At 33.9% G+C, this 16,117-nt stretch carries 8 protein-coding genes; 6 read left to right on the top strand and 2 right to left on the bottom strand.

All coding sequences use genetic code 11. The features are described 5' to 3' along the window. Nucleotides 1–72 precede the first annotated feature (72 nt). Nucleotides 73–1,047: a polyprenyl synthetase family protein gene (locus EV144_RS09330; RefSeq protein WP_134148236.1), complete on the bottom strand. Its 975-nt coding sequence runs from the start codon at nucleotides 1,045–1,047 to the stop codon at nucleotides 73–75. Nucleotides 1,048–1,302: 255 nt separating this feature from the next. Between EV144_RS09330 and EV144_RS09325 the strand changes: the two genes are divergently transcribed. The 6 genes from EV144_RS09325 (at nucleotide 1,303) to EV144_RS09300 (ending at nucleotide 9,644) form a co-directional block, all read left to right on the top strand. Further along, the gene (locus EV144_RS09325; RefSeq protein ID WP_134148235.1) at nucleotides 1,303–1,824 is read left to right on the top strand and encodes a YceI family protein; all 522 of its coding nucleotides are present in this window, start codon (nucleotides 1,303–1,305) and stop codon (nucleotides 1,822–1,824) included. 106 nt (nucleotides 1,825–1,930) lie between these two features. Further along, nucleotides 1,931–2,530 (top strand): TetR/AcrR family transcriptional regulator, encoded by a 600-nt coding sequence (locus tag EV144_RS09320; RefSeq protein WP_134148233.1) that lies wholly within the window; start codon nucleotides 1,931–1,933, stop codon nucleotides 2,528–2,530. A gap of 72 nt (nucleotides 2,531–2,602) precedes the next feature. Next, entirely contained in the window at nucleotides 2,603–3,937 is a 1,335-nt protein-coding gene (locus EV144_RS09315) for a TolC family protein (RefSeq protein WP_134148232.1), read from the top strand. A gap of 9 nt (nucleotides 3,938–3,946) precedes the next feature. Continuing rightward, complete coding sequence (locus tag EV144_RS09310; RefSeq protein ID WP_134148231.1) at nucleotides 3,947–5,014, top strand: efflux RND transporter periplasmic adaptor subunit; 1,068 nt, start codon at nucleotides 3,947–3,949, stop codon at nucleotides 5,012–5,014. A 96-nt stretch (nucleotides 5,015–5,110) separates the two neighbouring features. Next, nucleotides 5,111–8,287: an efflux RND transporter permease subunit gene (locus EV144_RS09305; protein ID WP_134148229.1), complete on the top strand. Its 3,177-nt coding sequence runs from the start codon at nucleotides 5,111–5,113 to the stop codon at nucleotides 8,285–8,287. A 121-nt stretch (nucleotides 8,288–8,408) separates the two neighbouring features. Next, entirely contained in the window at nucleotides 8,409–9,644 is a 1,236-nt protein-coding gene (locus tag EV144_RS09300; RefSeq protein WP_134148228.1) for a TCR/Tet family MFS transporter, read from the top strand. 75 nt (nucleotides 9,645–9,719) lie between these two features. On the opposite strand, the gene EV144_RS09295 is transcribed toward EV144_RS09300, so the two are convergent. Further along, nucleotides 9,720–16,064, bottom strand: coding sequence for a T9SS type A sorting domain-containing protein (locus EV144_RS09295; RefSeq protein WP_134148227.1), 6,345 nt, complete (start codon nucleotides 16,062–16,064; stop codon nucleotides 9,720–9,722). Nucleotides 16,065–16,117: the final 53 nt, after the last annotated feature.

Here is a 16,117-nt window from a genome sequence, read left to right as displayed (position 1 = left end):
ATCAATGCCAATTTTAAATATTATTTCAATTATTGAAATTGAATTTTGTAATTGTCATTGATATTGGATTTTTTACACTTTACGGCCCATTAAATTTTCGCCGAAAGTTCTTAGAATGTTCTTCTTTTCTGCGTTGATGTCCATTTTTTCTAAAGTTTCAAAAGCTTTAAAAGTATACATTTCTATAGCATCCTGAGTTGCTTTTGAAGCGCCTGATTCATTAAAAATAGCTTTAGCAGTTTCTATTTTGTTTAAATTATCTTCTAATTTTAAAGTGAATAAATCTTTCAATTCAACTGCTTTTTCCGTCGAAGAAAACGCAATAGCTTTCAGATATAAATAGGTTTTTTTGTTTTCGATAATGTCACCTCCAACTTGTTTTCCAAAAGTTTCCGGATCTCCAAAAGCATCCAGATAATCGTCTTGAAGCTGAAAAGCCAAACCTAAATTAAGTCCGAAATCATAAATTAAATCACCGTCTTTTTCAGAAGTTTTGGCAACAATTGCACCCATTTTCATGGCAGCGGCAACCAAAACAGCCGTTTTATATTCGATCATTTTTAGATATTCGGGAATCGTAACATCATTTCTTTTTTCAAAATCTACATCCCATTGCTGGCCTTCGCAAACTTCTAAAGCAGTTTTGCTGAATAATTTGGCTAAGTCCCTAAAAATAATAGGTTCGTATTGCTCAAAATATTGGTACGCCAGAATAAGCATCGCGTCTCCAGACAGTATTCCGGTATTAAGATCCCATTTTTCGTGTACGGTTTCTTGTCCTCTTCTTAAAGGCGCATCATCCATAATATCATCATGAACAAGCGAAAAATTATGAAAAACCTCAACCGCCATTGCTGCCGGAAGTGCTGTTTCGTAATTCGCATCAAAAACTTCTGCTGCCATTAAAGTTAATACCGGACGCATACGTTTACCGCCAAGACCTAATATATAATCTATAGGTTCATAAAGGTTTTTGGGTTCTTTCTGTATGTTTTGATTCTTTAAATAAGTGATGAAGAAATCCTGGTACTGACTAATATCGTGCATAAAAATGAAAATCTGATTTACGAGGCTCAAAGATACAATTCAAATATGAATTATTGCTTTAATAAATGAAAACGAAAAATAGTTTTAGAAATGTCTTTTTTGGAGCTGTTAAAATTTTTCAAAAAAAAACTTGGAAACTTTCTTGGTGTTTAAAGTTTCCTGTTTATATTTGCATTTTTAATTGGAAACTCGAAACACTAAAAAAGTTTCCAAGAACCAGTTTAGAAGTTTATAAACTAAACAAATGCCAATATTATGAAAACAACATGGACTTTAGATTCTAGCCAATCAGATGTTTTAATTAAAATGAGACACTCTATAATTGCTTATTTAGGTGGAACTTCAAATAAGTTTGGCGGACATGTGGATATTGAAGACAATGAAATTGAAGATGCATCGGTTGAGTTTTCTTTAGATATTAATAACAAAAATGATAGTTTTCAGCAAATCGATACGTATTTACAGCTTCAGGATCTTTTTGATGTAAATGAGCATCCGATTATAAGTTTTAAATCTACCTCATTTCAAAAGGTGAATAATAACATCAATTTTTTTAAAGGAGATTTAACTATAAAAGATGTTACTAAAGTGGTAGAACTTGATGCTGAGTTTATTGGTGTGAATACATACAATGGTGAGCGAAAAGTTGCTTTTGAAATTAAAGGAGATATCAAACGTCAGGATTTTGGATTGGATTATAATTCTTTTAACCATAACGGAGGTTTGGCTCTAGGAAAAGATATTAAACTGATTGCAAACTTAGAATTTAGCATATAAATCTTACGCTCTTAATAAATTAATGTAAAAATATTACATTTATAAAGGAAACTGTTTTTAGAATTTAAGTTTCCGATTTATATTTGTAATGCAATTCGGAATTAAAATGAAAGATAAAATCATAGCAAAGGCCAGCGAATTGTTTTTAAAACTTGGTTTTAAAAGTGTTACGATGGATGATATTGCAGGTGAAATGTGTATTTCTAAAAAAACGATTTACAAATATTTCTGTAATAAAGAAGTTTTAATAGAGGAAAGTACTGAAGTAGTTCATAAACAGGTACATGAAGTTATCGATACAATAGTGGCCAAAAATCACAATGCTATTCATGAGAATTTTGAGATTCGCGAAATGTTTTGTGAAATGTTTAAAAACAGTATTGATTCTTCGCCAATCTATCAGCTAAAAAAACATTACCCAGAAATCTACCAAAAAATAATGACTGAAGAAATTGATCTCTGCAGTCAATGGTTTAGAGAAAACATCGAAAAAGGAATCCGCGAAAAATTATACAGAGCAGATTTGAACATAGATGTATATGTGAGATTTTATTACACGTTAATTTTTAACATTAACGAAACTACAGTCTCAGACAAAGAATCACAGCAATTAGAATTAGAAGCTTTAGAATATCATACCAGAGCAATGTCTACTCCTTTAGGAATACTAGAACTGGAAAAACAGCTTAAAAGAATCAATAATTAATCATCATCAAAAAATCGCCATAATATCTAAAAGGAAGATGGAGATATTCAACTTTAAAAATAAATTGTAACTATGAAAAGAGTCATTCTTATATTTTTGTGTACAATTGGCTTGTCTGCCAACGCACAAGTAACCACTCTAACCTTAAAGGACGCGATTAACTACGCGCTTCAGAATAAGTCAGACGCTAAAAAGTCGAAGCTGGAGGTTGAAAACAGTGAATATAAAATTCAGGAAGTACGCTCGAGAGCATTACCTCAAATTTCTGCAAACGGAAACATAACGTACAATCCAGTTATTCAGACAACTGTTATTGACGGAGCAGGATTTGGTCAGCCAGGAACAACAATTCAGGCAGCATTTGGTCAAAAGTTTACATCAAATGCCGGACTTTCATTAACTCAGGCAATATTTGATCAATCTGTTTTTACAGGATTAAAAGCAGCAAGATCTACTCGTGAATTTTATCAAATAAACGATCAATTAACAGAAGAACAAGTAATTGAAAGAGTTGCTAATAACTATTATTCTGTTTATGTACAGCAAGAAAGATTAGTTTTACTAGACAGTAATTTTGTGAATACGACAAAAGTTCGTGATATCGTAAAGGGACAATTTGACAATGGTTTAGCTAAAAAAATTGACTTGGATCGTATTGTAGTAAAAATGTCTAACATTGATACAGAACGTCAGCAAATTAAAAATCAAATTACATTACAGGAAAATGCTTTAAAGTTTTATATGGGAATGCCTATTGAAACTCAAATCGTATTGCCAAAAGAAGAATTTGAAGTTGTTCCGGCTGCATTAACTCAAGAGCCAAATATTGAAAACAGAACAGAATATCTGCTTTTGAAAAAACAAGAAGAGCTTTTGGTATACAATAAAAAAGCTGTTGAAGCAGGATATTATCCAACACTATCTTTAACTGCAGGTTATAACTATATTGGTCAGGGACCTCAATTTCCTTGGTTTGCAAAACCTGCTGATGGAGTTTACTGGTCTGATTATTCTGCAATTGGATTAAACTTACACGTACCAATCTTTACAGGTTTTGGAACTCGTGCTAAAGTTAGACAAGCAGATGTACAAATCAGATCGCTTCAGGAAGATATTAAAGACACTAAACTTTCTCTTGATTTAGATTATAGAAATGCAATAACGCAAATGGAGAATAATCTTGTAACTATCGAGAATCAAAAAGAAAATATGAGATTGGCTAAAGAAATTTTAGACAATACAAAAAACAATTACCTTCAGGGATTAGCATCATTAACAGATTTATTAGATTCTGAAAATGCATCTCTGGAAGCTCAAAATAACTATACCAGAGCAGTTTTAAATTATAAAATTGCCGAAGTAGCACTAATTAAATCAAAAGGCGAACTTAAATCTCTTATTAAATAACTAATTACAATGAAGAAAACTATTATAACAATCGTAATCATAATCGCAGCTTTGGGTGTGATTGGATATGTCTTAAATAATAATAAGAAAAAGAATAAAGCAAAAACAGATATCGTTGCCGAAAAAAATGCGGCAGTTTCTGTAAAAGTTTCTGATGTAAAAACAGAAGAAGTTTCATTAGACTTTGTTGCAAACGGAAATTTTGAGCCAATTCAGGAATTGACTTTCTCTGCAGAAAAATCTGGAAAAGTAATCAACGTTTTAGTTAAAGAAGGAGATTATGTAAGAGTTGGACAAGCTTTATTAACTGTAAGAGGTGATGTAATAAATGTTAATGCACAACAAGCACAAGCAGTTTATCAAAACGCTAAATCGGATTACAGCAGATACGAAAATGCTTTTAAAACGGGTGGTGTTACAAAACAACAATTAGATCAGGCAAAATTGGCGATGACAAATGCTCAGTCAAGCCTTACACAAGCTAATATTAATGTTGGTGATACTAAAGTAAAAGCACCAATTAATGGTTTTATTAATAAAAAATACATTGAGCCAGGATCTATTTTAGCAGCAACGCCAGCTACTGCTTTGTTTGATATTGTAAATGTTTCTAAATTAAAACTGACAGTTACTGTAAATGAAAACCAAGTGGCAAGCTTAAAACTAGGAAATCATATTAATGTAACGGCTAGTGTTTATCCTGATAAAACTTTTTCTGGAAAAATTACTTTTATTGCTGCAAAAGCAGACGCGTCTTTAAATTTCCCAGTTGAAATCGAAATTACAAACAACACAAACAACGACCTAAAAGCGGGTATGTACGGAACTGCAAATTTTGCATCAAACCAACAAAAACAACATTTGATGGTTGTACCTAGAAACGCATTTGTTGGAAGTGTAAGCAGCAACGAAATCTTTGTAGCTCAAAACGGTGTAGCAAAATTAAGAAAAGTAACTGCTGGAAGAATTTTAGGAGATCAGGTTGAAATCATCAATGGTTTAACTGACGGAGAAAAAGTAATCGTGACTGGTCAGATTAACTTACAAGACGGAAATACAGTAGAAATTATTAAATAAGAGTAATTAGTTATTAGTACAGAGTACTTAGTCGTTAGCATTAAATAACGACTAGGAACTCAGGACTTAAAAACTAACGACTTAATAAAAAAACATATGAAATTAGCCGAAATATCCATAAAACGTCCGTCGTTAGTAATTGTATTGTTTACAATTCTGACACTTGGTGGATTGTTCAGTTACAGCCAATTGGGCTATGAGCTGATCCCGAAATTTGAACAAAACGTTATTACAATTTCTACAATCTATCCTGGAGCTTCTCCAAGTGAGGTTGAAAATACCGTAACAAAGAAAATTGAAGATGCGATTGGGTCTCTGGAGAATGTCAAGAAAATTGACTCGAAATCGTACGAAAGTTTATCTATCGTTTCGATTACTCTGACATCTAACGCAAAAGTGGATTTCTCTTTGAATGATGCACAGCGAAAAATTAATGCGATTATTAGTGATTTGCCAGATGATGTAAAAACGCCGGCGCTAACCAAATTCTCGCTGAGTGATTTACCAATTATGACGCTTGGTGCTAACGGAAAAATGGACGAAGCCGCTTTTTATGACTTAATTGACAAAAAAATCGCTCCTATTTTATCTCGTGTCCAAGGTGTGGCGCAGGTAAATATTATTGGTGGTTCTGAGCGTGAAATTCAGGTAAATCTTGATGCTGTAAAAATGCAGGGTTACGGATTGTCTGTTCCGCAAGTCCAGCAAAATATTTTAACATCAAACTTAGATTTCCCAACAGGAAATATCCAAACTAGAAATCAAAAAATATTAATTCGTTTAGCGGGTAAATATAAAAGTGTTGATGAATTAAGAAACTTAGTAGTTTCTTCTCAAAACGGAATTCAGATTCGTTTAGGCGAAATTGCCGATGTTCAGGATACTCAGAAAATTGCAGAGAAAATTTCTCGTGTAGATCAAAAAAGCGCGATCGTTTTACAAATCGTAAAACAATCAGATGCCAATGCCGTTGCGGTAAGTGAGCAGTTATTAAAAACGATTGCTACTCTTGAAAAAGATTATAAATCAAACCAGTTAAAATTAGAAGTTGCAAAAGACAGTACAATATTTACACTTGAAGCTGCAGATTCTGTTGTACACGATTTATTAATCGCGGTTGTACTTGTTGCCTTTGTAATGTTGTTCTTCCTTCACAGTATTAGAAACTCATTAATTGTAATGGTATCTATTCCTGCATCGTTGATTGCAACTTTCATCGGTATTTATTTAATGGGCTATACTTTAAACTTAATGAGTTTATTAGGATTGTCTCTTGTGGTTGGTATTCTGGTCGATGATGCGATTGTGGTCCTCGAGAATATTTACCGACACATGGAAATGGGTAAGAGCAGAATTCGTGCTTCGTATGATGGTACTGCCGAAATTGGTGGAACGGTAACTTCTATTACATTAGTAATTGTGGTGGTGTTCTTGCCAATCGCGATGAGTTCTGGATTGGTTTCTAATATTATTACACAATTCTGTGTAACTGTAATTATATCAACTTTATTGTCGCTTTTAGCTTCATTTACAATTATTCCTTGGTTATCATCTCGTTATGGTAAATTAGAGCATATTGAAGGAAAGAATTTATTTGGAAGAATTATTCTTGGTTTCGAAAATTATTTAACTCGTTTTACGGACTGGGTTTCAGGATTATTAACTTGGTGTTTAGATCACTATATTAAAACCATTTTAGTTGTAGTGGTATTATTCTTTGCTTCTACAATTGGATTAATGGGCGGTGGTTTCATCGGTGGAGAGTTCTTCGCATCTTCTGATAGTGGGGAGTTCTTAGTTCAGATTGAAATGCCAAAAGATGCGTCGTTAGAACAAACGAACTTTATGACGCAAAAAGCAGAAGCGTTTTTAAAATCACAAGAATATGTTCACAGTCAAATTACAACTGTAGGACAAACGAGTGAAGGTTTTGGTGCATCTCAGGCTACGGCATACAAAGCAGAGATCGACGTAAAAATGATCGAGCAAAAAGATCGTACCGATGATGCGAATGTTTATGCAGCAAAAATCAAACGTAAGTTAGAAAAAGTATTAGTTGGTGCAAAAGTAAAAACCGTTCCTGTAGGTATCTTAGGAACTGCAGAAGATGCAACTTTAGGTTTGATCGTAACAGGTCCATCTACAGAAAGCGCTATGGCTTTTGCTAAATTAGCTGAAGCTGAATTACGTACTATTCCTGGAACAACTGAGATTAAATTAACGGTTGAGGACGGAAACCCTGAAATTAACGTAAAAGTGGACCGTGATAAAATGGCTGCTTTAGGATTAACACTTCAAACGGTTGGTCTTACCATGCAGACTGCTTTTAGTGGAAACACTGATGGTAAATACAGAGCCGGAGAATACGAATACGATATCAACATTAGGTACAATGCATTCGACAGAAAAAGTATTACTGACGTAAGTAATTTGATTTTTGTAAACGCTGCAGGACAACAAATTAAATTGTCTCAGTTTGCAGATATTACAGAAGGTTCTGGACCTAGCCAGCTAGAGCGTAGAGATAAATCTGCGTCTGTAACGGTAAAAGGACAAAACGTTGGGGTTCCTTCTGGAACAATTGTACAACAATGGCAGGTTAAATTAGACAAACTTAAAAAACCAGCCGGAGTTAACTATATCTGGGGTGGTGACCAAGAGAACCAATCTGAAGGATTTGGTACTTTAGGAATCGCTTTATTGGCCGCTATTATTTTGGTTTACCTTGTAATGGTGAGTTTGTACGACAGTTTCGCGCATCCATTCGTAGTATTGTTTGCAATTCCGCTTTCGTTTATTGGTGCGATGTTAGCATTAGCATTAACAAACAACTCATTAAATATCTTTACCATCTTAGGTATCATCATGTTGATTGGTCTGGTGTGTAAGAACGCGATCATGCTTGTCGATTATACCAACCAGCGAAGAGCGGCCGGAGAATCGATCAGAACAGCATTGATTCAGGCAAACCACGCACGTTTACGTCCGATCTTGATGACAACAATTGCGATGGTATTTGGTATGTTCCCAATTGCATTGGCATCTGGAGCAGGAGCTGAGTGGAAAAACGGATTGGCTTGGGTAATTATCGGAGGATTGATTTCTTCTTTATTCTTAACCTTGATTGTAGTTCCGGTTATTTATAACATTATGGAGAAATTAATTCAGAAATTCTCTAAAGGAGAAAAAATCGATTACGAAGCTGAAATGGTTGCTGATTATGAGCACACAGAATTAAGTGAAGACGGTTTTAATCCGAAACATACACACTAAGAATTTAAAATCTCAATATTGAAATTCCAAATTCCAAATTAGAATTTCAAATACAAAAAATCTCAAGTTCCTTAATTGGAATTTGGGATTTTTTGTTTATTTGTAATTAATTTTTAAAAATATGCTACAAAAGAATAAATCTGCCGCGATTGGTTTTATTTTCATAACCATGTTAATTGACATTACAGGATGGGGAATTATTATTCCTGTAATCCCAAAATTAATCGAAGAATTGATTCATGGCGACATTAGTGAAGCAGCAAAAATTGGCGGCTGGTTAACTTTCGCGTATGCGATAACGCAGTTTGTATTTGCACCCGTAATTGGAAATTTGAGTGATAAATATGGCAGAAGACCAATCATTTTGATTTCTCTTTTTGGATTTTCATTAGATTATATTTTATTGGCTTTTTCGCCTACAATTATTTGGTTGTTCATCGGAAGAATAATTGCAGGAGTAACCGGAGCAAGTATTACGACAGCATCAGCTTATATTGCAGATGTGAGTACTGCCGAAAATAGAGCAAAAAACTTTGGATTAATAGGCGCTGCTTTTGGTTTAGGATTTATTATAGGGCCAGTTATTGGCGGATTGTTAGGTCAGTACGGATCTAGAGTTCCGTTTTATGCTGCAGCGGTTTTGTGTATGGTTAACTTTTTATACGGATTTTTCATTTTACCTGAATCCTTAAAAAAAGAAAACCGCAGGAATTTCGAATGGAAGCGTGCCAACCCAATTGGAGCTATTCTAGGCTTAAAAAAACACCCAACTTTAATCGGATTAATTTCTGCCATGTTTTTATTGTATGTTGGCGGACATGCCGTACAAAGCAACTGGAGTTTCTACACGATTTATCAATTTAATTGGGATGAACGAATGATCGGTATTTCTTTAGGAATAATTGGTTTACTAATTGGATTGGTACAAGGAGTTTTAATTCGGTGGATAAATCCAAAATTAGGAAACGAGAAAAGTATTTACACAGGTTTGGCATTATACACAATCGGAATGTTATTGTTTGCTTTTGCAACAGAAAGCTGGATGATATTTGTGATTTTAATTCCGTATTGCCTTGGCGGTATTGCCGGGCCGGCACTTCAATCTGTAATTGCAAGTAAAGTATTGCCAAGCGAGCAAGGAGAAATTCAGGGAACATTAACCAGTTTAATGAGTGCCTCTGCGATTATCGGGCCGCCTATGATGGCAAATACGTTTTACTTTTTTACGCATGAAAATGCTCCATTTAAATTTGCCGGAGCGCCTTTTATATTAGGTGGTATTTTAATGTTATTAAGTACAATTGTTGCTTATTTTTCATTGAAAAAGCATGCTGTTCCAAAGGCAGAAAATAATTAGTTAAGAGAATCATTCGATATAAAAAAAGCCTTCATTGTAGAAAATGAAGGCTTTTTTGTTGTGATTAAAGTTGAATTATTCTTTAATGAATTTTGTTGCTTTTTGTTTACCGTCAGCTTTTACTTTTAAGATATAAACTCCGGTAGAAAGGTTTGATAAATCAATTTCAGAATGTGTATTGTTTATTTTTCTCAATAAAACAGATTCTCCGGAAATTGATATGATTTGCACCTCATCAATTACAGAAGTGTTGTTTACAGTTAATATATTTTTTACCGGATTAGGATAAAATTTAAAACCTGCTAAATCAAAATTAGGAGTAGAAAGAGATCCGTTTAATTTTGCCGTTACTGCAAGACGATCTTTACTTTCAATTCCGTTTACAGTTTGCGACGCATAATAGGTTACGCCATTTACCAAAACGGTTGTTAGTGGTAAAACTGTTTCAACGGTTTTGCTAGTCGGACTATTTTGACTGCTGTACCATTTTATGTTTTCACCTTCAATGACAATATCGCCTAAAGTTTGTCCAGGTTTATATTCGTAAACAATCTCATTTTTGCCTTCTTCTGTAATTGGAGCCGGCGGATCTACTGAAACCTCCCAAAGCATCACACATCCATTTTGATCTTGCGCGATTACAGTATAAATTCCAGAGTCTAAATTTTCAAAGGTATTATTTGTTGAGAAGATATTTAGATTAGGAGAGATTGCATATCTAATTTCACCTGTTCCACCTTGAGCATTAATTGTTATGGATTGATTCTTAACTTCAACTGTAGATGTTAATAATGAAGGCTGTGTTACTCTATAAATTATAGCCATAATACAATCATTACTATCTTTTACGTTAATCTGATAATCGCCGGCAGAAAGATTCGAAAAGGTATTACTCGATTGATAAGCATTTCCATTTAAAGAATAATAATAAGGAGCTTTTCCTCCAATTGCCGTTAGTTGTATTACAGCATCAGGACCTCCATAACAGTGTATTTGAGAGACAAGTGTTGCTGTGATAATTAATGGTTCTAAAGGTGCTATAGTAGCTAAAACTGTAACAATATTATTCTGAGTATCTTTAACTTTAATGATATAATTACCCGGATTTAAATTTTTAGCAACATTTGAAATTCCCCATGTAACACCATTATTAAATGAAAAAACGAATGGCAGTTTACCTCCAACTGTATTTATTGTTATTGTACCCAAAGAAGTACAAGTAATAGGTGTTACAACTACTGTAGCAGAAACTATATTTGAAGTGATTCTTAATCCTGTTCTAATGAATGTACATCCTTTTGCATCAGTAACTTGTAAATTAAAGGTACCTATTGGTAAATTTGCAAGAATATTTGAAGACTGAGGAGAAGTTATCATTATTCCATTTTGATCCGTAAGCGAATAAGTATAAGGAGCAGTTCCAGCAGAAGCAGTAACTGTTATTTTTGCGTCGTTACTATCGACAGTAGCGCTGTTAGTAATAACAGTAGATACTGATAAATTATTTGGCTGCGTAATTGTAGCATTAGATGTACTAATGCATCCTACAGCGTCTTTTACACTTATAGTGTATGTTTTAGCACTTAAATTAGTAAAAACATTCGATGTTGTATATCCATTTCCTATTGAATAAGTATAAGGAGCAATTCCTTTTGCTGCGGTTACTGTAATGGTTCCGTCTCCAGCTCCATAACAATTTACATCTTGAGTAGTATTGCTAACAATTAAAGGAATATAAGGGTTTATTTTATAAAGTATCCAACTTGTATTACCAAGGGCATCTTTTATATAAAGATTATAAGTTCCTGCTTCTACAGTATAAATACCGGTTGAGGTATAACCTCTGCCACCATTTGCTGAATACAGATATGGTCCAGTTCCTCCAGTTGCACTAAAAGTTAAAGATGTGGTACTATTTGAACATGTTAAAGGACTACTAATTGATGCATTTATTAAAATAGGTTCTGGAATTGTAAGAGTTACTTCAGTTTTTGCAGATTCGCAACCATTAGAATCTTTAGAAAATATAGTATAGGTATCAGCTGGCAATCCACTATAGATAGTAGAAGTCTGATTTTCTATTAGTATTCTGCTAGCACTGGTTCCTTTAACTGTATAAGAATAAGGAGCAGTTCCGCCGCTAGTGCTTACAGTTATTACACCAGAAGTATAGTTATCTGAGGTTTCATAAGTAACAATAGGAGTCATTTTTGGAGGAACATATGATTTTACAGATATATGGGTTTGACCTTGATTGCCAATTGCATCTTTTACCAATAATGAATGAATTCCAAGAGGTAAATTTGTCATTCCCGTGTTTGTAGTTGTGTAAGTTACTCCTTTATCCGTTGAATAATAATAAGGAGGTACTCCTCCAGAAAGATTTACGCTTAAAGACCCGTAACTATTGATGCAATTTGGATATGTTTTAATAGCATTCAGTACAATTGGGTTAGCCAATGTGATATTTATATTGTTTTTTGTTGTCTGGCATCCGTTAGCATCAACGACACTCATTGTGTATAAACCTGCAAGCATACCACTATAGATCTTTATTGTTGAGTTTTGAGCATATACTACGCCCGAGGTTTCATTTTTTATAGAATATAAATAAGGTGCTGTTCCACCAGTAGCATCTAATTTGATATACGCTCCGATTTGTTCGTCGTTGTTTAAAGTCTTAATATCCGTAATTAATTCTAAAGAATTTGGCTCAGTTATAGTTGAATTATAAGATACAATACAGCCACTAGCATCCTTAATATAAAAAGTATAAGTTCCAGCAGTCAAAGAAGTAAAATTAGGATTAGATGAATACGTTGATCCATTTTTTGAATAGGTGTAAGGAGATTTGCCACCAGAAACGGTTAATGAAACTGATCCATTGTTCAAACCTTTACAAGTTACATTTTTAATTGTTGAAGTCACAGCTAAATTTGTGGGTTGTGTTACAACTGTTCCAACGTTTGTTATACATCTGCGATCGTCTTTAATTCTAATAACATAAGATTTGGCCATTACATTATTAAAAATATTGTTGGTTTGATAATTAGTACCATCTAATGAATAAGTATATGGTGGAACTCCTCCGCTTGCATTAACTCTTATCGTACCGTTTGCAGTTCCTGCGCAAGTTGCATTGGTAACAATTGTGGTAGCGCTAACAGAAGTATATGGTTTTAAGGTTATTGCCACAGTAGCAATACAATTGGCATCATCTTTAACATTTATTGTATAAGTGCCTGCTTGTTTATAGAAAAGAGGTACGCTTGCTGTATAAGGTTCGTTGTTAATCGAATACAGATATGGGCTTTTTCCACCTGTTACATCTACTCTGAAAGCTCCATTGATGCAATCAACTTCTTTTGTAATAGTAGCCGTTGCGATAAGTGCTGTAATAGGATTAACAGTTATAAATGATGTGTTAGAAATACATCCATAATTATCTTTTACAATTATTGAATAAACTCCAGCTACTGCATTAGAAAAAGTATTGCTACTGGTAAAAGTAATTCCGCCATCAAAAGAATATGAATAAGGAGCTTGTCCTCCAGACGCAGTAATTGTTATTGTCGATTTATCATTAGCACAAGATAATGGTGTGTTTGAAGCTGTTGCAACTAATGGAACAGAAGATTCTATTACAGTAGAAATAGGAGCAAAAACACAATCAAAGCTATCTTTTACAAATACAGTATAATTACCGGCAGGAAGATCAGAAAATGTATTATTTTGAGAATATGTTACGCCGCCATCAATAGAATAATAAAGAGGAATTTGACCTCCATTTCCAGAAACAGTTATTGTGCCATTATTGATACAATTTGAAAGCTTGGTAACAACTGTAGTGCCTGTTACAGGAATATATGGATTTAGTCCAAAAGAAAGATTGTTTACAATTGTATTCGAAGCATCTTTTACCGCAAGAGGATAAATTCCGGCGCTTAAATCATAAAAAGTATCATTTGTTTGAAACGTTGTTCCTCCATCTATTGAATATGTATAGGGAGGATTTCCGCCATATCCAATCACGCGAAGAACACCATTGCCTCGGCAGTCTATCAGTTTAACTGTCATACCACCAGAACTTAAAGGCACATTAGAAATTTCAATAGTGTTTGATGAAGATGTACAACCTTGAGCATCTTTTACCCAGCCCTTGTAGTTTCCAGCAGGTAAATTCACAAAAGTATTATCAGATTGAAAACTTAATCCGTCTAACGAATATTGATAAGGCAAGTTTCCTCCTGTTGCAGCAATTGTTATATTTTGAGCAGCAAGAGTTGCATCTGCTGTAATTGTACTAGGCTGTGCAATCATTATAGTATTTTCATATGATAAGCATCCGTTAGCATCTTTTACATTAACAGTATAGATGCCAGAACTTAAATCAGTATAAAAATTATTATTTAGATAAGGGCCATTGTTAAGTGAATAAAGATAAGGAGCTTTTCCTCCTGATGCTATAATTCTAATACTGCCATCACTTGATCCGTTACATCTTGTATTCTGCTTTTCATACAAAAATGTTGGAGGAGTGATTGGATATACAACAACAGAAGTTGCTGCGACAGTATTTTGAGCATCTTTTACATTTATCACATAATTTCCTGCAGTAAAAACAGTAAAACTAGAACTACTTTGATATGCGCTTCCATTTATAGCATATAAATATGGCGGAGTACCTCCTGCTGCATTAACTTGTATTGACGCATTACTCATACAATCCAATTCTTTAGTTATTGTGGAAACAGCAGTTAAAGGAGTAGGAACTTCAATAGAAACAATAAAATCATAAGATTGACAACCATTTGCATCTTTGATTTTTATAAAATGATCCCCTGCAGATAAATTCGTGTAGACATTATTACTCTGAAAAGCAGCCGAATCTACAGAATATTGATAAGGTACAGTACCCCCTTGACCTGTAATTGTCAAAGTCTGACCATTTACACTCAAATCCGGATATACTGGTAATGGCGATATTATCGTGTATTGAAATGTAGATAAACATCCATTAGCATCTCTTACTGAAATATTGTAATTTCCTGGACTCAGATTAGTAAAAATAGGGCTGGCTGAATATGCACTATTGTTTAAAGAATATTGATAAGGAGCTTGTCCAGAAACCGCAGTAATCGTTAATGTCGATTTCTCTGTAGCACAGAATAATGTCGTGCTGGAAGCTGTTGCAATTACTTGTGAAACTGGATTTATAGTAATAGACTGAGATGTAGAAATACACCCATTGCTGTCTCTTACAGTTATTGCATAAGTTCCTGCAGTTACATTAGAAAAAACATTGCTGCTGGTATAAGTAATACCGCCGTCAAAAGAATATTGATAAGGAGTTCTTCCTCCAGTTGCATTTGCGTTTATAATAGCATTACTATTGCAATCTATTTGCTTAGTAATGGCAGAATTTATCGCCAACGGCACAAGTGGGTTTATTGTTATTAAAAAAGGATTGGAGGTTGTATTTTGAGCATCTTTCACAATTATGTGATAAGTACCAGCGTTTACATTATTAAAAACATTAAATGGTTGATAGGTATAGCCATTATCTATTGAATAAACATACGGAGCCTGCCCGCCGACACCAATAATATTTAACACAGCACCGCTATTTGTACAGTCTAATTCTTTAACAATAGCTGCAACTGCACTTAAAGGAGGCAAAACATTTGCAGCTACCACTGTTTCGCAACCTGCAGCATCTCTTACAATTATATTGTGATTACCAGGATTTAAATTTGGAAAAATATTATTCGTTTGAGGAACAGCGCCGTCTAAAGAATACACATAGGGAGCAGTTCCACCAACAACAGTAGTAATGATCGTATTTTGGTTTAAAATCGCAGCTGTTGCAAGTAATGCGTTTGGCTCTGTAATGGTATGATTAATTGTAACATCCGGACAAACATTATCTGGACTTTTTACTTTTATAGTGTAAACGCCAGCAGGGAGATTGTTGTAATAATTATTACTTGTAAAAGCGCCACCGTTTATAGAATATTGATAAGAGCTGTATTCTCCAGAAACATTAACAGTCAATGAAGTTCTATCTCCTTTACAGAGTATTGGTAGATTAGAAGCCGTTACAGTCAAAGGCTTAAATACAGTCAGATTAAAATAATTGGTTGTAATAGTTCCATTATTGTCAATTCTGCCATAAATTTTTGAAATGCCTGCAGCTCCAATATATGTTGTTGGATTTGCAATTACATTTGTATTATTTAATGCATCATCAAGACTTAAAAAATAACTTACACTTGTTTCAACAGGATCTAAGTTACCAATAAAATCGGCTTTAAGATTTGTTAAATTAAAAGGAACATCACTACAAGTTGTGATAGAAGTTACTTGGGCATAAAAAATAGAGGTAAACAATAAAAGAAAACAGAGTAGAGTTTTTTTCATAGTATCAGATTTGTTAAAATGGTACAACAAATATAATACTATAAATATTGTTA

It is taken from the genome of Flavobacterium sp. 270 (assembly GCF_004368785.1).
In the GTDB taxonomy this organism is placed as follows: Bacteria; Bacteroidota; Bacteroidia; order Flavobacteriales; family Flavobacteriaceae; genus Flavobacterium.
Note: the sequence above shows the minus strand (reverse complement) of the source record. Positions and strands in the feature narration are given on the sequence as shown.

Coding starts and splice junctions, on each gene's coding strand:
- EV144_RS09325 (WP_134148235.1), top strand. CDS start 1,303: ATGAAAACAACATGGACTTTAGATTCTAGCCAATCAGATGTTTTAATT.
- EV144_RS09300 (WP_134148228.1), top strand. CDS start 8,409: ATGCTACAAAAGAATAAATCTGCCGCGATTGGTTTTATTTTCATAACC.
- EV144_RS09315 (WP_134148232.1), top strand. CDS start 2,603: ATGAAAAGAGTCATTCTTATATTTTTGTGTACAATTGGCTTGTCTGCC.
- EV144_RS09305 (WP_134148229.1), top strand. CDS start 5,111: ATGAAATTAGCCGAAATATCCATAAAACGTCCGTCGTTAGTAATTGTA.
- EV144_RS09295 (WP_134148227.1), bottom strand. CDS start 16,064: ATGAAAAAAACTCTACTCTGTTTTCTTTTATTGTTTACCTCTATTTTT.
- EV144_RS09330 (WP_134148236.1), bottom strand. CDS start 1,047: ATGCACGATATTAGTCAGTACCAGGATTTCTTCATCACTTATTTAAAG.
- EV144_RS09310 (WP_134148231.1), top strand. CDS start 3,947: ATGAAGAAAACTATTATAACAATCGTAATCATAATCGCAGCTTTGGGT.
- EV144_RS09320 (WP_134148233.1), top strand. CDS start 1,931: ATGAAAGATAAAATCATAGCAAAGGCCAGCGAATTGTTTTTAAAACTT.